This is a genomic window from Streptomyces sp. NPDC050509, from assembly GCF_044457965.1.
Taxonomy (GTDB): domain Bacteria; phylum Actinomycetota; class Actinomycetes; order Streptomycetales; family Streptomycetaceae; genus Streptomyces.
This window is the reverse complement of record NZ_JBITHL010000014.1, coordinates 10,976-34,841: the sequence shown is the minus strand read 5'-3', so window position 1 is coordinate 34,841 and position 23,866 is coordinate 10,976. Positions and strand designations below refer to the sequence as shown.

15 protein-coding genes are annotated in these 23,866 nt (G+C 71.9%); 5 read left to right on the top strand and 10 right to left on the bottom strand.

What is annotated here, in order from left to right; genetic code table 11:
* The first annotated feature begins 26 nt into the window (after positions 1-26).
* Complete coding sequence (locus tag ACIBJC_RS32290; protein ID WP_399298630.1) at positions 27-2,333, top strand: bifunctional salicylyl-CoA 5-hydroxylase/oxidoreductase; 2,307 nt, start codon at positions 27-29, stop codon at positions 2,331-2,333.
* Here ACIBJC_RS32290 and ACIBJC_RS32285 read toward each other — a convergent pair.
* Positions 2,320-3,156, bottom strand: coding sequence for a PaaX family transcriptional regulator C-terminal domain-containing protein (locus tag ACIBJC_RS32285; protein WP_399298627.1), 837 nt, complete (start codon positions 3,154-3,156; stop codon positions 2,320-2,322). The genes ACIBJC_RS32290 and ACIBJC_RS32285 overlap by 14 nt on opposite strands.
* 4 nt (positions 3,157-3,160) lie before the next feature.
* Positions 3,161-4,837 carry an AMP-binding protein gene (locus tag ACIBJC_RS32280; RefSeq protein ID WP_399298625.1) on the bottom strand — a complete coding sequence of 559 codons (1,677 nt, stop codon included), beginning with the start codon at positions 4,835-4,837 and terminating at the stop codon, positions 3,161-3,163.
* Between the two features lie 99 nt (positions 4,838-4,936).
* On the opposite strand from ACIBJC_RS32280, the gene ACIBJC_RS32275 reads away from it, so the two are divergent.
* Complete coding sequence (locus tag ACIBJC_RS32275) at positions 4,937-6,160, top strand: acyl-CoA dehydrogenase family protein (RefSeq protein ID WP_399298623.1); 1,224 nt, start codon at positions 4,937-4,939, stop codon at positions 6,158-6,160.
* Positions 6,157-6,555: a RidA family protein gene (locus tag ACIBJC_RS32270; protein WP_399298621.1), complete on the top strand. Its 399-nt coding sequence runs from the start codon at positions 6,157-6,159 to the stop codon at positions 6,553-6,555. Before ACIBJC_RS32275 ends, ACIBJC_RS32270 begins: the two co-directional genes overlap by 4 nt.
* A 133-nt stretch (positions 6,556-6,688) precedes the next feature.
* Here ACIBJC_RS32270 and ACIBJC_RS32265 read toward each other — a convergent pair whose 3' ends face one another.
* A complete protein-coding gene (locus ACIBJC_RS32265) occupies positions 6,689-8,524 on the bottom strand; it encodes a hypothetical protein (protein WP_399298619.1) in 1,836 nt (611 codons plus the stop codon).
* 329 nt (positions 8,525-8,853) lie between these two features.
* Between ACIBJC_RS32265 and ACIBJC_RS32260 the strand changes: the two genes are divergently transcribed.
* Positions 8,854-12,219, top strand: a complete 3,366-nt coding sequence (locus tag ACIBJC_RS32260; protein WP_399298617.1) for a S8 family peptidase — start codon at positions 8,854-8,856, stop codon at positions 12,217-12,219.
* Between the two features lie 177 nt (positions 12,220-12,396).
* Positions 12,397-13,854: an acyltransferase gene (locus tag ACIBJC_RS32255; protein WP_399298615.1), complete on the top strand. Its 1,458-nt coding sequence runs from the start codon at positions 12,397-12,399 to the stop codon at positions 13,852-13,854.
* Here the strand turns inward: ACIBJC_RS32255 and ACIBJC_RS32250 are convergent.
* The 7 genes from ACIBJC_RS32250 to ACIBJC_RS32220 all read right to left on the bottom strand — a co-directional run bounded on the left by ACIBJC_RS32250 (position 13,786) and on the right by ACIBJC_RS32220 (position 23,832).
* Positions 13,786-15,441: a cellulase family glycosylhydrolase gene (locus ACIBJC_RS32250; RefSeq protein WP_399298613.1), complete on the bottom strand. Its 1,656-nt coding sequence runs from the start codon at positions 15,439-15,441 to the stop codon at positions 13,786-13,788. The genes ACIBJC_RS32255 and ACIBJC_RS32250 overlap by 69 nt on opposite strands.
* Positions 15,442-15,562: 121 nt before the next feature.
* Positions 15,563-16,642 (bottom strand): GDSL-type esterase/lipase family protein, encoded by a 1,080-nt coding sequence (locus tag ACIBJC_RS32245; RefSeq protein WP_399298611.1) that lies wholly within the window; start codon positions 16,640-16,642, stop codon positions 15,563-15,565.
* A 243-nt stretch (positions 16,643-16,885) separates the two neighbouring features.
* Positions 16,886-17,650 (bottom strand): thioesterase II family protein, encoded by a 765-nt coding sequence (locus tag ACIBJC_RS32240; RefSeq protein WP_399298609.1) that lies wholly within the window; start codon positions 17,648-17,650, stop codon positions 16,886-16,888.
* On the bottom strand, positions 17,647-18,765 hold the full coding sequence (locus ACIBJC_RS32235) for an ornithine cyclodeaminase family protein (RefSeq protein ID WP_399298607.1): 1,119 nt from the start codon (positions 18,763-18,765) through the stop codon (positions 17,647-17,649). Before ACIBJC_RS32235 ends, ACIBJC_RS32240 begins: the two co-directional genes overlap by 4 nt.
* Before the next feature lie 84 nt (positions 18,766-18,849).
* A complete protein-coding gene (locus ACIBJC_RS32230; RefSeq protein WP_399298605.1) occupies positions 18,850-20,004 on the bottom strand; it encodes an acyl-CoA dehydrogenase family protein in 1,155 nt (384 codons plus the stop codon).
* The gene (locus ACIBJC_RS32225) at positions 19,994-21,952 is read right to left on the bottom strand and encodes a B12-binding domain-containing radical SAM protein (RefSeq protein WP_399298603.1); all 1,959 of its coding nucleotides are present in this window, start codon (positions 21,950-21,952) and stop codon (positions 19,994-19,996) included. The genes ACIBJC_RS32230 and ACIBJC_RS32225 overlap by 11 nt, the downstream gene beginning before the upstream one ends.
* Complete coding sequence (locus tag ACIBJC_RS32220) at positions 21,949-23,832, bottom strand: non-ribosomal peptide synthetase (RefSeq protein ID WP_399298601.1); 1,884 nt, start codon at positions 23,830-23,832, stop codon at positions 21,949-21,951. The genes ACIBJC_RS32225 and ACIBJC_RS32220 overlap by 4 nt, the downstream gene beginning before the upstream one ends.
* Positions 23,833-23,866 lie beyond the last annotated feature (34 nt).

Here is a 23,866-nt window from a genome sequence, read left to right as displayed (position 1 = left end):
ACCCGACGCCGACACGGAGCAGAGGCATGCGGAGCAGTGCCGCACAGAACAGCCCCCGGAGCGTGACGCGTGTCGCCGTCATAGGCGGCGGCCCCGGCGGCCTCTACGCCGCGGCCCTGCTCAAACGGCTCGACCCCGCCCGCGAGGTCACCGTCTGGGAACGGAGCGCCCCCGACGAGACCTTCGGCTTCGGGGTCGTCCTCTCCGACGAGACCCTGGGCGGTATCGAGGACGCCGACCCCGTCGTCCACCGGGCGCTCCAGGCCGAGTTCGTCCGCTGGGACGCCATCGACATCGTGCACCGCGGCCGTACGCTCACCTCCCGCGGCCATGGCTTCGCGGCCCTCGGCCGGCGCAGGCTGCTGGAGATCCTGCACGAGCGGTGCGTGTCCCTCGGCGTACGGCTCCTCTTCCGTACGGAGGCCCCGCCCGCCGGTCAACTGGCCGCCACCCACGACCTGGTGATCGCCGCGGACGGCGTGCACAGCCGCACCAGGGAGACCCACGCCGAGGTCTTCGCCCCCACCGTCACCACCCACCGCTGCCGCTACATCTGGCTCGCCGCCGACTTCGCGTTCGACGCGTTCCGCTTCGAGACCGCCGAGACCCCGCACGGGGTGATGCAGCTCCACGGCTACCCGTACTCCCCGCACCGCAGCACCGTCATCGTCGAGATGCGCGAAGAGGTCTGGCGGGCCGCGGGCTTCGACGGCCTCGACGAGCGGCAGTCCACCGAGCGGTGCGGCCGGATCTTCGCCGACGCTCTCGGCGGACGCCCGCTGCGCTCCCATGCCTCGGCCTGGACCGCGTTCCGTACCGTCGCCAACGCCCGCTGGAGCGACGGCCGTACGGTACTGATCGGCGACGCCGCGCACACCGCGCACTTCTCCATCGGCTCCGGCACCAAGCTCGCCGTCGAGGACGCCCTCGCGCTCGCCGCCGCCGTCGAGGCCCACCCCGACCTCCCGGCCGCGCTCGCCGCGTACGAGAGCGAACGCCGCCCCGTCGTCGAGTCCACCCAGCGCGCGGCGGCGGCCAGCCTGCGCTGGTTCGAGGAGCTGGCCACCTACACCGGACAGCCGCCCCGCCGGTTCGCCTTCGGGCTGCTCACCCGCAGCCGCCGCGTCACCCATGACAATCTGCGGCTGCGCGACCCCGGCTTCACCCGGGACGTGGAGCGGGACTTCGGCTGCCCGCCCGGCACCCCACCGATGTTCACACCCTTCCGGCTGCGCGGACTGACGCTGCGCAACCGGATCGTCGTCTCGCCCATGGACATGTACGCGGCGCGCGACGGAATGCCCGGCGACTTCCATCTCGTGCACCTCGGCGCCCGCGCGCTCGGCGGCGCGGGCCTCGTCATGACCGAGATGGTGTGCGTCAGCCCCGTGGGCCGGATCACCCCGGCGTGCACCGGGATCTACACCCGGGAACAGGGCGACGGCTGGCGCCGTGTCACCGACTTCGTCCACGCGTCCTCGCCGGGCACCGCCATCGGTATCCAGCTCGGCCACTCGGGGCGCAAGGGTTCCACCCGGCCGATGTGGGAGGGCATGGACGAACCGCTTCGGACGGGCAACTGGCAGGTGTGGGCCGCCTCCCCGCTGCCGTACCGCCCCGGAGTCAGCCAGCTCCCCAAGGAGTTGAGCATCCGCCAACTCGACACGGTGCGCGAACAGTTCGCCTCCGCCGCCCGACGGGCCCGGCGCAGCGGCTTCGATCTGCTCGAACTCCACTGCGCCCACGGCTACTTGCTCTCCGGTTTCCTCTCCCCGCTGACCAACCGGCGGACCGACGCGTACGGCGGCTCGCTGGAGGGCCGGCTCCGCTTCCCCCTCGAAGTCTTCGACGCGATCCGCGCGGACTGGCCCGACGACCTGCCCATGACGGTACGTATCTCCGCCACCGACTGGGCGCCGGGCGGCACCACCGCCGAGGAGGCCGTCGAGATCGCCCGCGCCTTCACCGCGCACGGCGCCGACGCGATCGACGTGTCCACCGGTCAGGTCGTCGCCGACGAACGCCCGGAGTTCGGCCGCTCCTACCAGACGCCGTACGCCGACCGGATCCGCAACACCCTGCACGTCCCGGTGCTGGCGGTGGGCGCGATCTCCTCCTGGGACGACGTCAACTCCCTGCTCCTGGCGGGCCGTACGGACCTGTGCGCCCTCGGACGGCCCCATCTCCACGACCCGCAGTGGACCCTGCACGCGGCGGCGGCCCAGGGGTATACGGGACCGGGCGCGCCCTGGCCGCTCCCGTATCTGGCGGGCAGCCGCCCGCCCCCGACCGGCCGGAGCGACCCACCGAAGCCGCGTCTCACCCCGCGCTGAGGGGCGGCTGCACGAACGCGAGCCCCGCGTCCCGCAGCCGTGCGTGCAGTTGGGCGAACACCTCGGCGGAACGTTCCCCCGGCCAGTCCTCCGGCAGGAGTTCGGCAGGCAGGCCCGGATCCGCGTACGGCAGGCGCCGCCAGGAGTCCAGGGCCGGCAGATAGTCCCGGTAGGCGTCCCGTGGCGCGTCCTCGGCCGCCCCGGGGGGCCCGTTCTCCCAGCGGCGCAGCACCGGCTCGTGCACCGCGAGGAACTCCTCGTGCCGGCCGGCGATCGCCGCCAGGTCCCACCAGCGCGCCACGGCCTCGGCCGTCGCCTCGAAGCCCAGATGCCGTCCGCTGAACAGATCGACGTACGAAGCGAGTTGGAGCCGCTCCAAGGTGTGGCGCGTCTCCTCGTGGAGCCGCGCGGGGGCGATCCAGACCCCCGGCGCGACCGTCCCGAAGCCGAGCCGGCCCAGCCGTGAGCGGAGCAGATGGCGCTTGTGGCGCTCGGCCTCGGGGACGGTGAAGACCGCGAGCACCCAGCCGTCGGCGAGCAGCGGCGCGGGACGGGCGTAGATCCTGCGGTCCCCGTCGTCGAGGAGCTGGCGCGCCTCGTCCGACAGGACATAGCCGGCCGCGCCCGCCGCCGTACGCTCGGAGAGCAGCAGACCGCGCCGCTTGAGCCGGGAGACCGCCGAGCGCGCCGACGGCGCGTCCACCCCGACCGCCTCCAGCAGCCGGATCAGCTCCGCGACGGGGAGCGGCGCGTCGTCCGGCGCCCGGCCGTACGCGCCGTACAGGGTGACGATCAGGGATCGGGGGGTGTGCTGGTCGGCCACATGGTCACTTTAGGCCAGGGGCCGGCGGCGCGACCGGGCCCGGGGTGCGCAACAGGTAGCGCTGGAGTTTGCCGGTGGGGGTACGGGGGAGCGCGTCCCGGAAGACGAACACGCGCGGGCACTTGTACGGCACCAGCCGCGCCCTGACGAACTCCCGCAGCGCCGACGCCATCCGCTCGTCGCGCGCCGCCCCGTCCCGCAGGACGACATACGCGGCGACGATCTGGCCGCGCAGCTCGTCAGGGCGGCCGACGACCGCCACCTCCAGCACGTCGGGATGGGCCAGCAGGGCGTCCTCGACCTGGGGCCCGGGGATGTTGTAGCCCGCGGAGATGATCATGTCGTCGGCGCGGGCGACATAGCGGAAGTAGCCGTCGGGCTCGCGTACATACGTGTCGCCGGTCAGATTCCAGCCGTCCCGCACATACTCCGCCTGGCGCGGATCGGCGAGATACCGGCACCCCACCGGACCCCGTACGGCCAGCAGCCCCGGCTGCCCGTCGGGCACCGGCGCCCCAGCCCCGTCCACCACGCGCGCCTGCCACCCGGGCACCGGCACGCCCGTCGTGCCCGGTCTGATCGCCTCGTCCGCCGCGGAGATGAAGATGTGGAGCAGTTCGGTCGCCCCGATGCCGTTGATGATCCGCAGCCCGGTGCGGCGGTGCCAGGCGTGCCAGGTCGCGGCGGGCAGGTTCTCGCCGGCCGAGACACACCGCCGCAGACTGGAGACGTCGTACGGTCGGGCACCGGCACCGTGGGTCGTTTCCGCCGCGTCGAGCGCGTCGAGCATCACCCGGTAGGCGGTCGGCGCGGTGAACAGGACCGACACCCGGTGCTCGCCGATCGCCGCCAACAACGCCTTGGGCTGGGCCTGTTCGAGCAGCAGCGCGCACGCCCCCGCCCGCATGGGGAAGATCACCAGACCGCCGAGGCCGAAGGTGAAGCCGAGCGGCGGGCTGCCCGCGAAGAGATCGCCGGGCTCGGGGCGCAGCACCTCGCGCGAGAAGGTGTCCGCGACCGCCAGCACATCGCGGTGGAAGTGGACGCACCCCTTGGGCCGCCCCGTCGTCCCCGAGGTGAACGCGATCAGCGCCACATCGTCCGCCGCCGTCTCCACCGCCGCGTACCGCTCCGGCTTGCGGCGGGCCCGTAGCAGCAGATCGTCCGGCGCGTCCCCGCCGTACGCCATGATCCGCAGCCCGGGCACCCGTGCCCCGGCCAGATCGTCCAACGACCGTACATCGCACAGGGCATGGCGGATCCGGGCGATCTCGCACATGGCCGCGAGTTCGGGCGACCGCTGCTGGGCGAGCACCGTCACGGCCACCGCGCCCGCCTTCAGCACCGCCAGCCAGCACGCCGCCAGCCAGGGCGTCGTCGGGCCGCGCAGCAGCACCCGGTTGCCGGGCACCACCCCGAGGTCGTCGGTGAGCACATGCGCGATCCGGTCGACGTGGCCGCGCAGTTCGCCGTACGACCAGACCTCACCCGCGGCGGTACGGAAGACGGGACGGTCCCGGCCGGACCGTTCGGCCGTACGGTCCAGCAACTCGACCGCGCAGTTGAGGCGTTCGGGAGTGTGCGTCCCCTGTGGGAAGGGGAGGAGCCGGGGCCACTGCTCCGCCGGAGGCAGCTGGTCGCGGGGGAAGGTGTCGATGTGGGCGGACGGTGTCAGCTCCATGGTTCGCCCCCTGGTGATGTGTGGGGTCGCCCATCGAGCGTATCGTGAAGTTGACGACAGTCAACGGCGCGTCATAGGCGCGCTGGAGGTGGTGCCCGGATGTCCGTGTTCTCGCTCGATCCGGTACGGACCGCGTGGTGCGCGGAGCTGCGCGCCCTGACCGCGCGACGGCTGCGCCCGCTCGCGGAACGGGGCGAGCCGGGCCGGGTGAACCGCCCTCTTGTCGCGGAGCTCGGCCGACTCGGTCTGCTCGAACGGGTGTTCACCTCTTCGGCGCTGGACCTCTGTCTGCTCAGGGAATCCCTCGCCCAGGAGTGCACGGAGGCCGAGACCGCGCTCGCGCTCCAGGGGCTCGGTACGTACCCCGTCGTCCTGGCCGGTACGGAGCGGCAGCGCGCCCGGTGGCTGCCGGAGGTGTGCGCGGGGCGCGCGGTCGCCGCGTTCGCGCTGAGCGAGCCGGGCGCCGGGTCGGACGCTGCGGCGCTCGCGCTGCGGGCCGCACCGGACGGCCGGGGCTGGCGGCTCACCGGGGAGAAACGGTGGATCTCCAACGCGCCCGAGGCGGACTTCTACACGGTCTTCGCCCGAACGGCCCACGGCGCGGACCCGGCCGGGGCCCCGGACACGGCCGGGGCCCCGGACACGACCCCGGTCGCGGGCACGGCCCCGGAACACGGCACGGCACCGGCACCGGCACCGGCCCCGACCCCGCGCTCCGGGTCCCGGGGCGTGACGGCCTTCCTCGTCCCCGCCGACCGTCCTGGGCTGACCGGATCGCCCCTGGAGATGCTCTCCCCGCACCCCGTCGGCGCCCTCGCCTTCGACGCCGTGCCCGTGACCCGCGAGGACGTCATCGGCGAGGTGGGCCGGGGCTTCCGTACCGCGATGACCACCCTGAACCTGTTCCGCCCCAGCGTCGGCGCGTTCGCCGTCGGCATGGCGCAGGCGGCCCTGGACGCGACGCTGGAGCACACGTCCACCCGTACCGCGTTCGGCGGCCCGCTCAAGGACCTCCAGAGCGTCGCGCACCAGGTCGCGGAGATGGCGACCAGGACCGAGGCGGCCCGGCTGCTCGTGTACGCGGCGGCTTGCGCGTACGACACCGGCGCCCCGGACGTGCCCGCCCGCTCGGCCATGGCGAAGCTGTACGCCACGGAGGCCGCGCAGTACGTCGTCGACGCCGCCGTCCAGCTCCACGGCGCCCGCGCCCTCCAGCGCGGCCATCCGCTGGAACACCTCTACCGGGAGGTCCGCGCGCCACGGATCTACGAGGGCGCGACCGAGGTCCAGCGCACGATCATCGCCAAGGAGCTGTACGGATGAGCCCGGAGCGCGTCAACCCCGCAGGCCTCGCGCCCGCCACCGGCTTCTCGCACGCCGTGGTCGCCACGGGCGGGCGGATCGTCCTGCTGGCCGGGCAGACCGCGCTCGACGCGGGCGGCAGGATCGTCGGCGCCGACCTGCCCGCGCAGTTCGCCACCGCCCTCGGCAACCTGCTGACCGCACTCGCGGCGGCGGGCGGCGCGCCGGGCGATCTGGCCCGGGTCACCGTCTACGCCACCGATGTCGCGGACTATCGCGCCCACACCGCCGAACTCGGCAGGATCTGGCGCGAGTTGGCGGGCCGCGACTACCCGGCGATGGCGGTGATCGGAGTCGTACGCCTGTGGGACGAGCAGGCGCTGGTGGAGCTGGACGGCCTCGCGGTCCTGCCCTGAGACGGCCCGTACCTGTGCGGCGGGCGCCGTACCCCCGTGCACCACGACGGGCCGTGACGGCGACTCCCCGGCCGGAACCGGTGCGCGGTCCCGGCCGGGGAGAGTCGTTACGGCCGGGGAGAGCCGTCGGCCGTCACGAGTCGATCGGCGTCGTCTTCGTGCAGTTGGTGAACGGGACCCAGGGGCGTCCGCCGCCGCTCTGCGGGCCGGTCGCGTACGTCGGGTTCCCGGTGATCTTCTGGTTGCGCTCCTCATGCGTGATGTCGATGCCGAAGAGCTTGAAGCCGAGGGTGAACTGCCCGGCGGAGACACCGAATCCGATGCCGAGCGAGGCGTTCCACCAGTCGGTGTTGGCCTCGTAGTCCAGCCGGGTGAGCTTCCCCTTGTCGTGCAGCAGCCGGTCGATCGGGCCCGCGTCGTCGGTCAGCGGCTCGGCCGCCGAGGTGGGGGAGGGGATGGACTTGCCGGCCGGGTTGTCACCGCGCCCGCGCAGCCAGTCCTCCACCGCCTGGCTGTCCGCGTCGTTGTCGAGCTTGACCTCGGCCGACTCGGTGTGGACCTGCGACTTGATGGTGCCGCCCCCGCCGCCGACGTCGATCGTCACCGGACCCGCGTTGGCGCCCCCGCCGACCTGGACGCCGGGGCCGTCGCCGCTCTCCTGGCTGGAGGTGATGACCAGCTTCTCCGGGTGGTGCGGCTGGTCGTCCTTCTCCTCCTGGTCGTAGGCGGCGGCGTCGTACGTGATGGCTATCTGCTGCATCCGGCTGCCCTTGGCCTGCGCGACCGCGCCGACCGTACCGTTCAGGGAGAAGGTGTAGATGAAGGTGATCTTCCCGGCGTCGGGCCCGGTCTTGGTGCGCATCACCACCACGTCGTTGCTCATCGCACCCGCCAGCCCGTCGGCGGAGACATTGCCGACCTCCTTGGTGTCCTTGGCCGAGCCGATGACGCTCTTGCTCTGGGACTCCTTGATGAGTTTCTCCAGCGCCTCACCCTTGACCTTCGGGTTGTTCTTGGTGACCTCCTTGGCGATGTTGTCCTTGAGGGCCTTGACCGCCTTGTCGTCCTTGGCGAACGACTTGCCGAAGCTCACCCCGCCGGACAACTCCGTGGAGGCCTTGGTGATGTCGACGTCCGGCGCCTTCTCCGGATCGATGTCCGGCCTCTTCTTCTGCGCTTGGTGGCCGCATATCATCCCCAGCTCGGCGGAACGGGCCCCGGCGGGACGGCTCTGACACTTCTCCGCCGCCTTGAGGAATTCGGCGAACTGCTTGGCGTCCTCAAGGTTCGCCTCCAGGTCCGCCTGCGCGTCGCCGCTCTTGTTCCCGTTGAACAGCCACTGGCCGCCGCTGCCGCTGCTCTTCATGTAGCTGCCGCTCAGCGAGGCGCTGCCGCCCCAGTCCTTCAGCCCGGGGATCTCCGCCGAGATGCTCGCCGTGACACCGCCCCCGGTCTCGGTGACGCGCTCCAGGGTGACGGTGCCGTCCGACCACTGGCTGACCTTGATCTGCTCCGAGCTGCTGATCTTGATGAAGAGGATCTGCACCACGACGGTGGTCTTGGTCTGGTCGACGGAGAGCAGGCACTTCGCGGGCTGGAACGGATCGTCCACGGGGACGATCGGATCGTCGCCCTTCCCGTCCCCACCACCGCCGTCGTCGTCCTTGCCGTCCCCGTCCCCGTCCTTGCCGTCTTTTCCGTCCTTGTCGTCCGAGACATCGACCTTGGCGCAGGACTCGGCCCCGCCCCACGGGTTCATGGCACGGCACGCCGCGTACCGCAGGCCCTCGTTCTCCGCCCTGGACAGGGCCGCCACCGAGATCCCACCGATGAGCAGGACCACCACACCGAGGAGGGCGAGGTACTCGATCCCGGTCTGGCCTCTGCTGCCGCGATAAGGGTGACAGGCCGAATATCCCGGATATCCGTCCTGCGTGTGCCTCTCGCGCACCCCTCGGGAGCGCCTCATCCGTACTCCTCACCCGTGCCGTCGCCGTTCCCCCGAGCGCCGGTAGCCTAAAGATGAACATGGGCCCAACGGCAGGGTCCGAGGGCCCAGTTCAGGGCCCAGGTCCAGACCTATGACCGGGTGTCGCATAGGCCCTGAGCAGCCCGGCGAGGGCCGGCGGCGGCGCGGAGGGGCACGGGACGGTGTGGGCCCGTGCGGGCCGGCGCGGGGAAAAAAATCGGATCCGGGCACTCCGCGAATGAACCGGCCGGGGCCAACTCCCGTCTTCCGGGCCGATCCGGGTTGGTCAAGTCTTTACTTCATCTCTTTACTTCATCATTGGGGGAGAGTTGCACCGAAGCACACGCAGAGCCGGCGCGGCCATGGTCGCGGCACTGCTCACCGCGGGACTCACGACCGGGGCGGCCGCGGCCGGCCAGGACACGGCGGGGACGGCGGGGAACACCGCCGGGGACACCACCGCCACCCAGGCGTTCGAGGCGAAGGCCCGCCAGGCAGCGCGCGGTTCGTCCGTGGTCACCCTGATCACCGGGGACCGGGTGCATGTGGACGCCAAGGGCCGGGTGGCCCGTATCGAGCCCGCGCAAGGGCGCGAGGGCATACGGATATCCGTCAACCGGGTCGCCGGTGCCACCTACGTCGTCCCGTCCGACGCGAACGCGCTGATCGCCCAGGGCACGCTGGACCGGCGGCTGTTCGACGTCACGGGGCTCATCAAGAACAAGTACGACGACGCGCACCGCTCCACACTGCCGCTGATCGTCTCGTACACGAAGGACAAGGCGCGGGCGAAGTCGGCCATCTCGGCCGCGGACGTCTCGGTCCGCCGGAACCTGCCCGCCGTCAAGGGCGAGGCCGTGACCGCGCCGAAGACGGACTCCGCCGACGTGTGGCACGCGCTCACGGCGTCGTCCACCGCGCGCCGCGGCGCCGACCGTACGGTGGCGACCGGCATCGAGCGGGTGTGGCTGGACGGCAAGCGCCGGGCGAGCCTGGACAAGAGCGTCCCGCAGATCGGCGCGCCCACCGCGTGGAAGGCCGGCTACGACGGCAAGGGCGTGAAGATCGCCGTCCTGGACACCGGAGTCGACCAGACGCACCCGGACCTCAAGGGTGTCGAGATCGCGGAGAAGGACTTCTCCGGCTCGGGCAACATCGTCGACCACGTCGGCCACGGCACGCATGTCGCGTCGACGGCCGCCGGTTCCGGCGCCAAGTCCGGCGGGAAGTACAAGGGGGTCGCGCCCGGCGCGAAGATCCTCGACGGCAAGGTGCTCGACGACGCCGGCTTCGGCGACGACTCCGGCATCATCGCCGGTATGCAGTGGGCCGCCGACCAGGGCGCGCAGGTGGCCAACCTCAGCCTCGGCGGCGGGGACACGGCGGAGGTCGACCCGCTGGAGGCGGCGGTCGACAAGCTCTCCGCCGAGAAGAACATCCTGTTCGTCATCGCGGCGGGCAACGACGGTCCCGACGCCAGGACGATCGGCTCGCCCGGCAGCGCGGCCTCCGCGCTCACCGTCGGCGCGGTCGACCGCAAGGACGCGATCGCGGACTTCTCCAGCGTGGGCCCGACGGCCGACGGCTCGCTCAAGCCCGACCTCACCGCGCCCGGCGTGGACATCGTCGCGGCGAAGGCGGCCCAGGGCCAGCTCGGCGACCCGGCCGCCGACGGCTACGTGGCCATGTCCGGTACGTCGATGGCCACCCCGCACGTGGCGGGCGCAGCGGCGATCCTCGCCCAGCAGCACCCGGACTGGAGCGGGCAGCGGATCAAGCAGACGCTGACCGCCTCCGCCAAGCCCGGCACCGGCCTGACCGCGTTCCAGCAGGGCACCGGCCGCACCGACCTGACCAAGGCGATCACCCAGACCGTGGTCAGCGAGCAGACCTCGGTGAACTTCGGCGCCCAGCAGTGGCCGCACACCGACGACAAGCCGGCGACCAAGAAGATCACCTACCGCAACAGCGGCAAGGCGCCGGTCACCCTCGACCTGTCGGTGGAGTCCACCGGCCCCCAGGGCAAGCCCGCCCCGGCCGGCTTCTTCACGACGGGCACCGGCCGCGTCACCGTCCCCGCCGGCGGCACCGCGACCGTCGCGCTGACCTCGGACACCCGGGTCGGCAGCCTCGACGGCACATACTCCGGCGCGCTCGTCGCCAAGGCCACCGAGGGCGGCCAGAGCGTCCGTACCTCCTTCGGTGTGAACCGTGAGGTCGAGTCCTACGACCTCACCATGAAGTTCATCGACACCAAGGGCAAGCCCGCCGTGTCGGCGGCATCCGTCTACGGCCACGACGGCGACGTCTGGGAGAACACTCCCGGCAACGGCAGCGTCAAGGTCCGGCTGCCGAAGGGCACGTACCTGCTCGAAGCCCCGGTCGAGACCCCGAAGGCCGGCGGCGGTGACCCGGACCTGGCCGTGATGGCGCAGCCGAAGTACTCCGCCACCAAGAACGGGACGGTGACCTTCGACGCCCGCAAGGCGAAGCCGATCTCCATCACGGCGCCGGAGTCCGCGAAGTCCACGGACGCCTTCCTCAACTACGCCCTGGAGACGCCCGACACCAGCTACGGTGCCACCTACTTCCTGGGCAGCTTCCAGGGCATCCGGACCGCTCAGGTCGGCGCCGCACTGCCCGCGAAGCAGTTCGACGCCCAGGTCGGCGGCCTCTGGCAGAAGGGCGGCACCAGTTACAACCTGCTCTACACGCGCACCGGTTCGCTGTACACCGGCTTCAGCCACAAGACGGCTACGAGCGAACTGGCCCAGCTCAACCTGAAGATCGGCTCCTCCGCCAAGAGCCGCTACGGTGTCGTCAACCCCTTCTGGTCCACGCCGTCGTACGGCATCGGCATGGTGAGCGACCCGTTCGCGCTGCCCGCCACGGCGAAGACGTATGTCACCGCGCCCAAGGGCATCAACTGGGAGTTCTTCGTCAGCCAGCAGGGCCGTACGGAGGACGGCGGCGAAGCGTACCTCGGCGCCGACCCGGCCAGGACGTACGCCCCGAAGAAGACGTACGACCGGACGTACAACGTCGGTGTGTTCAGCCCCAAGGTGGACGAGAACAACCTGGCCCAGCGTCTCGGCAACGAGATGATGGTCTGCGTCGAGGAGTTCAGCGACGGCGCCGGGCACTCCGGGTCCTCGCCGGTGACCAAGCAGCAGACCGTCATCAGCGCCGACGGCAAGAAGCTCGTCGACGTGAAGGAGCCGCTCTGCCAGTACTCCGACGCGCTGCCCTCGAAGTCCTCCCGCTACGTGATCAGCACGGACGTCTCGCGCTCCACCAAGGTCGCGGGCGTCACGAGCCGCCTCACCGCCGCCTGGTCGTACACCTCGAAGAAGCCCACGGCCGACACGCCGGTGACCCTGCCGCTCTCCACCGTCCGCTTCGCCCCGAAGCTGGACCTGGCGAGCACCGCGGCGGCGGGCAAGAAGCTCACCGTTCCGCTGTCGATCCAGGGCCCCGCCGCCGGGAAGGGCTTCAAGTCGCTCTCCGCGCAGGTCTCCTACGACGGCGGCGCCACGTGGACCAAGGCGCCGGTCACCACCGCGAAGGACGGCAGGAAGAGCCTGTCGCTGACCCACCCGAAGAAGGCCACCTCGGTCTCCTTCAAGGCGAAGCTGACGGACAAGAACGGCAACACCTACGACGTGACCGTCCTGAAGGCCTACCTGCTCAAGTAGCCAGGACGCACAGGGAAGTTACGTCACCATCCGCGCCCGGGGAACGAACACCGTTCCCCGGGCGCGGCCCTTTTCCGGCCTCGCCGCCGGACGTGAGTACGGGTACTCAGCGGCCCGGCGCCCGAGTTGAGTACGCAGGCCGTGCCGCCCCGCCTCCCCTGCCGCGAAGCTGACGCCATGGAGCTGAACACACGTGCCCTCGCCGCGGCCACCCCGGCCGGCCGGGACCGGTACATCGATCTGCTGCGCGTGGCCTCCCTGGGCACCGTCGTGCTCGGGCACTGGCTGATGGCGGCGGTGACGGTCGACGCGGACGGCCGCGCCGGGGTCGGCAATCTGCTGGCGGTCGAACCCTCGTTGCAGCTCCTGACCTGGCTGCTCCAGATCATGCCCGTGTTCTTCTTCGTGGGCGGCTTCTCGCACGCCCTCTCCTACCGCTCACTGCACCGCCGGCTCGAAGGACAGGGTGTGTACGCGGCCTTTCTGCGGGCCCGGCTGCGCCGGCTGCTGCGGCCGGTCATGCTGTTCGTCACCGTCTGGGGCCTCACGGCCTTCGCACTCCAACTCATCCTGCCGGAAAGCCAGTTGGCGAACATCGCGGCACGGCTGGTCGCCCAGCCGCTCTGGTTCATCGGGATCTATCTGGCGATGGTCGCGCTCACCCCGCCACTGCTGAAGCTGCACGAGCGTTACGGATGGGCCGCGTTCGGCGCGCTCACCCTCGCCGCCGCCACCGTCGACCTGCTGCGCTTCGCCCTCGCCGTACCCTACGTCCCGTTCCTGAACTTCGCGTTCGTCTGGCTCGCCGTCCACCAGCTCGGCTTCCTCAGGGCGGACGGCCGGCTGCGCACGCCCCGGCTCCCGGCCGCGCTGGCCGCGACCGGGCTGATCGCCGCCACCGCGCTGGTCGCCCTCGGCCCGTATCCGCTCTCCATGGTCGGCATGCCGGGGGAGAAGATCAGCAACATGGCGCCGCCGACGTTCGCGCTGCTCTGCCACGGCGTCTGGCTGGTCGGCGCCGTCGAACTGCTCCGCGCCCCCGCCGCCCGGCTGCTGGCACGCCCCCGGGTGTGGCGTGGGGTCGTCGCCGCCAACGGCGTCGCGATGACCGCCTTCCTCTGGCATCTCACCGCGATGCTCGGGGTGTACGCGCTCGCCCTCGGGCTCGGCGCGCCCTTCCCGGCGCCGGGGACCGGGGCCTGGTGGGCCCAGGTCCCGGTCCGGCTGGCGGTCGCGGCCGTAATCACGGCACTGCTGGTCGCCGTCTTCCGCGCCGCGGAACGCCCGCCGGGCCCGGTCTCCGCCCGTACGGTCGCGGTGTCCGGCCGTACCACCGCGGAGCGCGCCCGGACCGTCCGGTGGGGCGGTCCGGGCGCGGCCCTCGGTGTCACACTCACCCTGTTCGGTGTGCTCGGGCTGTCGGCGGTCGGCTTCGCCGGGCTGCTGGAGGGGCACTCCGCGGTGCTCGTCGCGGTCCCGGTCACCGCTCCCGTCGCCGTGGCCATGACGGCCGCGGGCTGGCTGCTGGTCGAGGCGGCGGGCCGGCAGCCGTCACCCGGCGGGACATCAACTCACGGTGCAGGCCGAGCCGTTCAGAGTGAACGCCGCAGGCTTCCCGTTGGTCCCCGTCCATGAGGCCGTGAACCCCACGGCGACCGTGGCGTTCGGTGTGATCACCGCCGTGTAGGAGGCGGCGGCGACACTGACGGCGGCCCCGCTCTGGGACGCCGTACCGCCCCACACGTTGGTGATCCGCTGCCCGTTCGGGAAGGTCCAGCCGAGCGTCCAGCCGTTGACGGTGGAGCCGCCGGTGTTACGGATGACGATCTCCCCCTGGAACCCGCCGCCCCACTGGCCGCTGACCGTGTAGGCGACCGCGCACGACGCCGTCGACCCGCCGCCCGGCGCGGTGGTCACCCGGACGGTCGCCGACCGCGCCGACCGGTTGCCCGCCGCGTCCCGCGCGTAGACGGCGAAGTCGTAGGCCGTGGCGGCCGACAGACCGGTCACCGTCACCGACGGGGTGGCGGAGCTCGCCGCGCTCGTCTCGGCCGTCCCGCTGACGCGGACCACGTCGTACGCCGTCACCCCCACCGCGTCGGTGGACGCGGCCCAGGACAGGGCGACCGAGGTGGCGGTGACGTTCGAGGCGGTCGGTGTTCCGGGGGCGGTGGGCGCCGTGGTGTCCCCGCCGGGCGAACCGCCGTACACCGTCGCCTGCTTGGCGGTGGCGGCGATCCCGTTGGCACCCCGGAAGATGCGCTGACCCCATGCGCTCAGCGCGTTCGGGTCGAAGCCGGTCGCCATGTCGAGATACTCCACACCACCGCTGTTGCCACTCCACGACCAGCCCAGATAGCCGAGGCCCAGGGACTGGGTGGTGGACATGATGGCGTCCTCGTCCGGATCCCCGTCGGAGTGCAGTTGGCCGAACTCGCCGACCAGGATGGGCAGTCCGGCGCCGACGAAGGTGTTCAGGTACGAGGAGACCTCGGCCGCCGTGTCGAAGACGCCGTACATGTGGATCGAGAACATGGTGTTGCGGGCGGGGTCGGCGGCGAAGACCGACGCCGCGTTGTCCCGCATGGTGAAGGACCAGTCCTGGCCCCAGTTCGGCGCGTCGACCATCAGGGTGTGCTCGAAACCGGCGCTCCGCAGCCGCTGGATCGCCGCTTTGGTGTCGGCGGTCCAGCCCGCGTAATTGGTGTTGCCGTACGGCTCGTTGCCGATGTTGACGACGACGTAGTTCTCCTGGCCGGTCAGCGCGCTCTGCACACTGATCCAGTAGTCGGCGGCGCGGGAGAGGGAGACCGCGGCGCTCTGCTCGCCGTAGCCGGTGGTGTCATGCGCCTCCAGCACACAGATCAGCTTGTTCTGCTTGCACTGCGCGACGATGTTCGCCACATCGGTGGCGTCGTTCCTGGTCCACTGGTCGCCGGTGCTGAGCACCACCCGGACGGTGTTGGCACCGAGCGCCTTGATGTCGCTCAGCGCGGCCGTGGTCCGGCTCGGGAACCAGGTGTGGGCGTGGTTGACGCCCCGCATGACGAAGTCGTTGCCGTTGCCCTCCAGCAGCCGCCCGTCGCTGATGTGCAGACCGGTGGCGCGGACGGCCGCCTGGGCGGGCGTGGCGGCCAGACAGAGAGCCAGGAGCGAGAGGACGGAGAGCAGCAGGCCGAGGAGTGTGGCCGTGGACGTTCGGGTGGGGGGTCGTGGACTCATGGGGTGTGGACGCATACGGGTCTCCTGATACGTGGACGGTGCGGGTGTGCGCGGCTCAGGCGCGTCGGACCGGTGAACAGCCAGGTCGGCGCGGAATCAGGCGCGTTGGGCGTACGTCGCTTCAGCCGGCGGTGCAGCCGCTGACCTGCGCGGCGGGCGTGGCGGTCCCCGGCCGGGTGGCGATGAAACCGAAGGCCGTGGAGGCGCCGGAGGCGAGCGCGCCGTTCCAGGACACATGGCCGACGGTCGCACCACCGGTGGCCGTGGTCAGCACCCCGTTCCACACCTGGGTGATCGTCTCACCGCCCGGCAGCGTGAGCCCGACGGACCAACCACGCAGCGCGGAGGCGCCGTTGTTCACCACGGTCACCTCCGCCTGGTAGCCGCCCTGCCAGGACGAGACGGTCCTGACCGACGCACCGCACCCGGCGCCGCCCGGATCGCCCGGGGTCGGCGTGGGCGTCGGGGTCGGGGTGCCGGGCGTCAGCAGCGCGGTCAGCGCCGGATACCAGCGCGCGGCGATCTTGGTGTCGCCGGAGCTGTTGGGATGGACGCCGTCGTTGGTGTCGGCGGCGGTGCTGAAGCCGGTCCACTGGTCCACGGGGATCACCGGCGAGCGCTCGGTGGTCCGCGCGGCGGCCCAGGCGGGGATACGGCTGTTGAGATCCACCACCCGCTGGGCGCACTCGGCGCAGGAGCTCGGGTTCATCGGGATGAGCTGGGCGACGAGGACCTTCATGTCGGGGTTGCTCGCCCGCATCTGGCCGACGAGCGTGTCGTACGCCGCCAGGATCCGGTCGGGCGCGATGTTGCTCCACACGTCGTTGGTGCCGAAGTGCATGACAACGATGTCCGGGCGAGTCGCGTCCAGCCAGCCGGGAAGCTGGTTCTGCGCGGCCACATTGGTCGCCTGGAAGCCTCCGTGGCCCTCGTTGTCCCCGTCGTACGGCTGCCCGCACCCCTGAGGGCCGAGCGTGCCGACGAAGTCGACCGAGGTGTAGCCGGAATCCTGGAGACGGTTCCAGAGTACGGAGCGCCAGCAGCCGGGAGACCCGGTGATCGAGTCGCCGAGCGGCATGATCCGCACCGGATCGGCCGCCGCGGAGGCGGCGGTGCCCGGGTGCGTGACCAGCGCGGCGAGCAGGGCGACGGTGAGCGCGAGGACGGCCAGGAGTGCCCGTGGAGCTGTGCTGTTCCGCATGGCCAAGGTCCCTTCTCGTGTATGCGGAGCGAGAGGACGGCGGCCCGTCGAAGAGATATGGGAGCGCTCCCACTCGCGGCCGGAGTGGTCCGCGTTCCGTTCGGGGGCCTGGGCACATCAATGCACCGTTGTCGAAGGCACGTCAAGAGTTCCGGCACACATGGCCGCCGCCTGGTACCGGCTCCGAGCGCCGCCGGGTACCGGCTCCGCGCACCGGTCGTCGGTCGTCGGCTGAAGGCCCGCTCAACCCGCCGAGGCGATCAGACCGTTCAGCAGAGCCAGCAGGGCCCGGCGCCCAGGAGCGTCCCGGAGATAGAAATGGCCCCCTTCCACCACGGTGGTCCGGCTGGGACCCGTGGTGTACCGCGCCCACTCGGAGAGCAGACCCGGATCGAGGTCGTGGGAACCGCCCATCACGTACAGAGGGCAGTCCGGTACGGGTCCCGGCGTGGGCCGGTAGGTCTCCGAGACCGACACGTCCGCGCGGAAGGAGCGCATGAGCAGGGTGCGTACGGTCTCGTCCAGCAGGAGTTCCGTGGGAACGCCGCCGCCGTACCGTTCGTCGATGGCCGTGAGCAGTTCGGCGTCCGGCAGATCGCGCAGTCCCTCGTCCCGGGGGTGGTGGGGCGGGGCGCAGGACGAGATCACCAGGAAGCGCGGCCCGGCGCCGCCCCGCGCCACGATCCGCCGGGCCGTCTCATAGGCCAGCAGGCCCCCCATGCTGTGGCCGAAGAAGGCGAAGGGCGGGGTGAAGTCGACCTGGTCGAGCACTCCGTCCAGTACCTCGGGCAGGGTGGTCAACGCCGCCGCGCCCGCATGGGAGCCGCGCCCCGGGAGCTGGACGCCCCGGAGGGTTGCGCCCGGCAACTCGTCGGCCCAGCGCAGGAATTCCCCCGGTGATCCGCCGCTGTGCGCGAAGCAGTACAGGGTCAGGCCGGCTTCGGCCGGTGTCCTGCGGCCCACCAGCCAGGGGGTGGTGGGTTTCCTTCCGGTGGTGGCGCGGTTCATCGTGGTGTCCTCGCTCGGAGAGGGTCGGCCGACAACCGGACCTCCGTGCCCGCGCCTTCGGCCCGCGCGCGCCGCAGGACGGACCGTGCGGCGACGACGTCCTGTACGGCCAGGCCGAGCGAGGCGAAGACGGTGATCTCCCGCGCGGAGGTCCGGCCCCGTACCGTGCCGAGCAGCACCTCGCCGATCTCCGCGCGCAGGTGCTCCTCGCCGATGATCCCCTCCCGGATCGGGACGAGCAGGTCGCCCGCCTCCGCGAGGGCGGAATCCCGGCTGTCGGTGAAGACGGTGGAGCGGGCGACCAGCGCGCTCGTCAGTTCCCGCCGGGAGGGGAAGACGGCTCCCACGGCGTTGATGTGGGCTCCGGGCGCCACCGCCGCCACGTCCAGTACGGGCTCGCTCGCGGCGGTGACGGTGCAGATCAGGCCGGCGCCCGCTGCCGCCTCGGCCGCGTCGGGGAACGTCACCACGGAGGTGTGCCGTCCGCTGCCGGCCAGGATCTTCCGGCAGTCCTCCGCGAAGGCGCGCGCGTGGCCGGGTGTGCGGCCCCAGACGCGGATCTCCCGGCACGGCCGTACGAGGCAGAGGCTCTCCACGTGACTTCGGGCCTGGGCCCCCGTACCCAGCACCGCGAGGACGTCGGCGTCCGGCGCGGCGAGCAGATCGGTGGCCACGGCCGAGGCCGCCGCCGTACGGATCAGGGTGATGCTGGTCGCGTCCACCAGCGCCTCGGGGGCGCAGGTGTCGGCGTCGAGCAGCAGGACCACTCCGGGGTGCGGGTCGAGCCCCCGCGCGGGGTTCGCGGGCTGTACGGCGATCGCCTTCAGCCCGAACCCCGCCAGGTCCGCGCCGGACATGTCGCCGGTGCCCGGCGTGGCGGGCGCACCCGGTGTGGCGGGCGTGCCGGAATCGGCAGACGTACCGGATGGGGCGGGCGGCGGCAGATAGGCCGGCATGGCCGCGAGCACCTCGCCGGAACCCTCCCCTGGAGTCATGACACGGCGGGGCTGGGACGCCCGTCCCGAGCTGTAGAGCAGGAAGGCGGCCCGCATGTCCTCAATGGCCCGGGACATGGGGTAGAGCGCCCGCACCGCGGTGTCGTCGATCACGATCATCGTCGCCTCCTCAAGGGCTGTACGCGGCAGGACCGGGCCCGGACCAGGTCCGGAACATGCTCGTACCGCGTCCGGATCCGACCGCTACAGGGGCAGGGACTGCCCGATGATCTCCTTCATGATCTCCGTGGTGCCGCCGTAGATCGTCTGCACACGCGCCTGGGCGTAGACCCGGCCGACGAGGAAGTCCGTGGTGAAGCCGTACCCCCCGTGCAGTTGCAGGCACGTGCCCACCACGTCGTTGCACAGTTCGGAGTTCCACCACTTGGCCATGGACGCCTCCTCCACGCTGAGTTCGTCCCGGTCGAGGGCGCGGACACAGACGTCCGTGAACGCCCGCGCCACCCGCACGGCCGTGGCCATCTCCGCCAGCCGGAAGCGGTTGTGCTGCATGTGCCCGATCGGCTGCCCGAAGGCCCGCCGCTCCCGGCAGTACGCCATCGTCACCTCCAGCACGCGTTCGGCGAGCGCCAGGGAGGTGACGGCGATCGACAGGCGCTCCCTGGGCAGGTTCTGCAGCAGATAGAGGAAACCCATACCGGGCCGCCCCAGGACATCGCCCGGCTCCACCCGTACATCGGTGAAGGACAGCTCCACCGTGTCCAGGGAGTGGAGGCCGATCTTCGCCAGGGGCTTGCCCACCAGCAGGCCGTCCACCGGAGGGCGCAGCACGACAAGCGTGCAGGCCGGCGGGCCGTTCGGCCGGCGGGCGCCGGGGTCGAGCGCGGCGACGATGACGAGCCCGGCGATCGAACCGTGGGTGACGAAGCTCTTCCTGCCGTTCAGCAGGAAGGAACCGTCGCCGCTCGGCGTCAGCCGGGTGCTGATCGCGGCGACATCGCTGCCGGCCTCGGGCTCGCTGATGGCCACGGTGCTGATCAGCTCGCCGGAACAGAAGCCGGGCAGCCAGCGGCGTTTCTGCTCCTCGGTGGCCAACTGGGCGAAGTAGCCCCCCGCCACCTCGCTGTGCAGGTTGAAAGCCGGGCTGAGAGTCCCGGCCCGCGCCAACTCCTCGCCGCGCACCACGTGGTAGCGGTAGTCGCCGACCCCTCCGCCGCCGTGGGCGACGTCCATGTCGGGCGCCAGCAGCCCGTGCTTGCCGGCCGTGCGCCAGACCTCGGTACCGACGCTCCCCGCCGCCTCCCAGGCGGCGAGGTGCGGGGTGATCTCGCGCGCGACGAACGTCCTCACCACCTCGCGGAACGCCTCGTGGTCCGCGGTGAACAGATCACGCGCCACCGGGTCCCCCCGCGTCGGGTACGGATGCCGCGGCTTCCCGACCGGGCAGGCAGGCCGGGAGCAGGGTGCGCAGACGCTGGATCATGACATGGCAGTACCCGGCGTTCTGTTCCATGGTGCGGTGCCGGGGTACAGGCATCTTCCCCTGGCCGGGGTGCTCGAACCGCAGCTCCGACGGGGCCGGCGAGCCGTCGGGGAGCAGGCCCAGTTCCACCGGAAGGTTCTCCAGCCCCGGAGGCAGCCCGATCGTCAGCGACGTACTGGTGGCGCCCGTCAGCCGCGCCTCGGCGAGGGCCAGCCCGGGGCGCTGGACGGGCTCACGGTAGATGTAGGGACGCGCCACCAGATCGAGGTCGAGGGCGAGCCGCGCGGCGGGATCGGACCACCAGGGCTGGGCGCGGGCGAACTCGCCCAGCAGACGGTCGAATGCGGCACGGTCGGAGTGCAGGACGAGGTGCGCCGCCTTGCCGATGTTCAGCAGGTCGTAGTTGTCCGCGGTGGAGACGCTGTCGGCGACGAAGCGGCTGAGGGCGTTCCTGGACCGCTGCCAGTACCGGGTCGCCGCGGCGAAGAACTCGTCGTACGGCTGAATCCCGGAGCGGTCCAGGTAGCGGGCCAGCCAGAAGGCGCCCCGCGCGTTGTAGAGGCTCTGCACGAGGTAGTAGAACCACGCCCCCTCCTCGCAGTCCGCCCGGTCGACCCAGCGGGTGGCGACGACGACGTCCGCCTCCGCCGCGGGATCGGGCGCGCGCTCCGTCTCCACGCCGAACGTCTCCCGCTGGTCGTACAGGGCCGTGTTGTGCAGCAGGAGTTGCGGGTACACCGTCAGGGTGTCGGCCTCCATACGGCACAGCCGTGCGATGCCCCTCTTGAAGGTGGCCAGACTCTCCCCGGGCAGCGGCCAGATCAGCTCGATGAAGGAGCTGATGTTCTTGGCGTTCAGGCTGCGCTGAAGATCCGTGTACGTCGTCTCCCGGATGTTCTGGCGGTCGATCAGGTGCAGCGCCTCGGTGTTGACGGTCTGCAGGGAGATGGGCTGGCTGGTCACCAGCCCGCCCCGGACCAGGATCTCGGTGATCTCCGCCACCCGTTCCGGCCGGTTCTTCGCCGCCGCGATCACCATGGAACTCGGGAAACCGTGCTCCTCCTTGCAGCGCACGATGTGCCGGCTCAGATCGACGTCCCTCGGCGACAGGCCCCAGTTGGCGTCCGCGATGAAGACGCTCGACACCCCGTGCTCGGCGATCCACTCGATGTCCCCGCGGACGCGGTCCTCCTCGAACTTGTAGACCTTGGAGTTGGTCGCGGCGCCCCAGAAGCAGAATCCGCAGTGGAAGGGGCAGCCCCGGTTCGTCTCCAGGACGGTGAAGGTGTACTCGCCGTCGTCGAAGAGCTTCTGGGCGAAGGGGGAGGGCAGTTCGTCCAGCGTCTTCATACGGGGCGGCTGCTCGGTGGTACGCAGCTCCCCGTCCTCCCCGCGGTAGCTGACGCCGCTGACCCGGGAGAGATCGGGGCGGTCCGAGACGACCTGGTGCAGGAACTCGTAGAAGGGCTGCTCGCCCTCGCCGTTGCAGACCACGACGTTGCGCGCGTCCGGGCCGATGTACTGCTGCGCGTGGTTGATCACCTGCGCCCCGCCGAGGATGATCCAGGCGTCGGGCCGCCGCGCCACGAGCTGGTCGAGCAGGACGCGGACCAGTCCCATGTTCCAGATGTAGCAACTGAACGCGTACACATCGCTGTCCCGGGCCAGCAGGTCGTCCAGCAGCTCGTCGGGGTCGGTGCGCAGGCCCCGTGTGAAGAACTCGAACGCGCAGGATTCGGCGATCCGGCTGTCCTGGGTGGCGTACGCCTGCAAGTAGCCGGAGACCAGAGGGACCGTGTTCTCGTAGACGCTCAGCTCGACGAAGGTGACGCGGCGCGGCCGGGCGGGGGCGGTGAGGGTCACGGGGATGCCTCCTCGGGGGCGGAGTGCGGTGCCGGAGTCCCCTCGGCGGGGGGAGCGACGGCGCGGGCGAGATCGGCGAGTACGGGATGGGCGTACACGTCCTCGGGACGCAGTCGCAGGCCCTGTCGGCGCGCCCGGCTCACCAGACGGATGACCCGGAGCGAGTCACCGCCCACCTCGAAGAAGTCGTCCCCCGGCACGGCGGACGGGGTGCCCAGAACCTCGCACCACAGCGGTTCGAGGACGTCGAGGACCGCCGCCGCCGGGCCGTCGGCGCGGTGTGCGCCGGGGGAGTGCGCCGCCGCGAGGGGCCGCCGGGAGAGCGCGGCCCGGTCGACCTTGCCCTGCGGGGTGAGCGGAATCTCCGGGACGACCGTGACGAGGGAGGGCAGCAGGAACTCCGGCAGGCGGCGGGCGGCCCAGTCGTGGATCTCCCGCGTCCCCACGCCGTCCCGGAGTGTGGTGACGAAAGCGGCGAGCCGCGGCTCCGGCTCGTCCGTACCGACGACCACCGCCTGCGCGAGGGCCGGATGAGCCCGCAGTACGGTCTCGGTCTCGGCGGGTTCCACCCGGATCCCCCGGATCTGGATCTGGTCGTCGCGGCGGCCGAGGTAGTGCAGAACCCCCTCGGCGTCCTGCCGGACCAGGTCCCCGGTGGCGTACAGCCGGGCACCGGTACCGGGCCGGAAGGGATCGGGACGGAAGGCGCGGGCGGTGCCGGCGGGGCGCCCCGCGTAGGCGTGGGCGAGCTGCGGGCCACCGAGATGGAGTTCCCCCGCGGAACCCACCGGGACCGGGGTCCCGTCCGGGCCGAGGACATGGGCCGTCACCTGGGGGAGCGGCCTGCCGATGGGCGGGGGCTCCACACCCTCGGCACCGACGGCACCGTCGGTGGGTGTCACCGGGCAGTCGTCGGCGGGTGACACCAGGCAGCAGGTGGCGACGACGGTGCACTCGGTGGGGCCGTAGTTGTTGTGCACCCGGAAGGGCAGTCCGGCGGGTGGCCTGCGGTGCATCCGGTCCCCGCCCACGAGCATGTCGCGCAGCGCGCACGCCGCCCCGGGGGCCGGCCAGTCCAGCGCGAACAACTGCTCGGCCAGCGGGGTGGGGACGAAGGAGAGGGTGATACCGGTGTGGCACAGCCAGTCCCGCAGCAGTTCGGGGTCCTTCAGCGCCTCGTCCGGTGTGATGTGCACCGAGGCCCCCGCGCACAGCCCCGTCCAGGTCTCCAGCACGAATGCGTCGAAGGTCGGCCGCGCGAGCTGGCTCAACCGGTCGCCGGGACCCGCGTCGTACCGCTCCTGGAACCAGTCGACGAGGTGGGAGAGGCCCTCGTGCCCGATGACCACCCCCTTGGGTCTGCCGCTCGAACCGGAGGTGTAGTTCATGTACGCCGCAGCCGCGCCCCCGCCCGGCGGGCGCGTGGGCGCGGCGGTGCCCGGTTCGGATCCGGCTCCGAGGGGGCCCAGCTCCACGGGGGGCGGCGGGCGTCCTGGCCCGCCCCGTACGGCCGGCGGGACCGCGCCGACGACCGCCCGCGCCCCGCTGTCGTCCAGCAGCGCCCGCAGCCGCTCGGCCGGGTGGGACGGGTCCAGTACGAGATAGGTGGCGCCCGCCGCCATGACGCCCGCGCAGGCGGCCACCGTCTCGACGGAGCGCTGCCCGCAGACGGCGACGATGTCGCCGGGGCGCACCCCGCGCGCGCCCAGCCGGCCGGCCGCCGTCCGCATGGAGGAGAGGAGCGCGCCGAAGCTGAGCGTCCGCGTCCCGTCGACGAGGGCCGGGGCGTCCGGTCGCCGCGACGCCTGCGCGGCGATGCGCTCGGCCACCGTGGAGTGGGGGAACGGGGGAGTCGTCGTGCCTGGAGTCGCGTCGAACACTCCGGTGCCTCCTCGGGTGAGATCTCCTCTTCGG

Excerpts from the sequence above, each read along its gene's own strand:
- ACIBJC_RS32280 (WP_399298625.1), bottom strand. The coding sequence starts at position 4,837 with ATGGAGCTGACACCGTCCGCCCACATCGACACCTTCCCCCGCGACCAG.
- ACIBJC_RS32235 (WP_399298607.1), bottom strand. The coding sequence starts at position 18,765 with ATGATCGTGATCGACGACACCGCGGTGCGGGCGCTCTACCCCATGTCC.
- ACIBJC_RS32255 (WP_399298615.1), top strand. The coding sequence starts at position 12,397 with ATGGAGCTGAACACACGTGCCCTCGCCGCGGCCACCCCGGCCGGCCGG.
- ACIBJC_RS32290 (WP_399298630.1), top strand. The coding sequence starts at position 27 with ATGCGGAGCAGTGCCGCACAGAACAGCCCCCGGAGCGTGACGCGTGTC.
- ACIBJC_RS32275 (WP_399298623.1), top strand. The coding sequence starts at position 4,937 with ATGTCCGTGTTCTCGCTCGATCCGGTACGGACCGCGTGGTGCGCGGAG.
- ACIBJC_RS32245 (WP_399298611.1), bottom strand. The coding sequence starts at position 16,642 with ATGCGGAACAGCACAGCTCCACGGGCACTCCTGGCCGTCCTCGCGCTC.
- ACIBJC_RS32265 (WP_399298619.1), bottom strand. The coding sequence starts at position 8,524 with ATGAGGCGCTCCCGAGGGGTGCGCGAGAGGCACACGCAGGACGGATAT.
- ACIBJC_RS32250 (WP_399298613.1), bottom strand. The coding sequence starts at position 15,441 with ATGAGTCCACGACCCCCCACCCGAACGTCCACGGCCACACTCCTCGGC.
- ACIBJC_RS32240 (WP_399298609.1), bottom strand. The coding sequence starts at position 17,650 with ATGAACCGCGCCACCACCGGAAGGAAACCCACCACCCCCTGGCTGGTG.
- ACIBJC_RS32270 (WP_399298621.1), top strand. The coding sequence starts at position 6,157 with ATGAGCCCGGAGCGCGTCAACCCCGCAGGCCTCGCGCCCGCCACCGGC.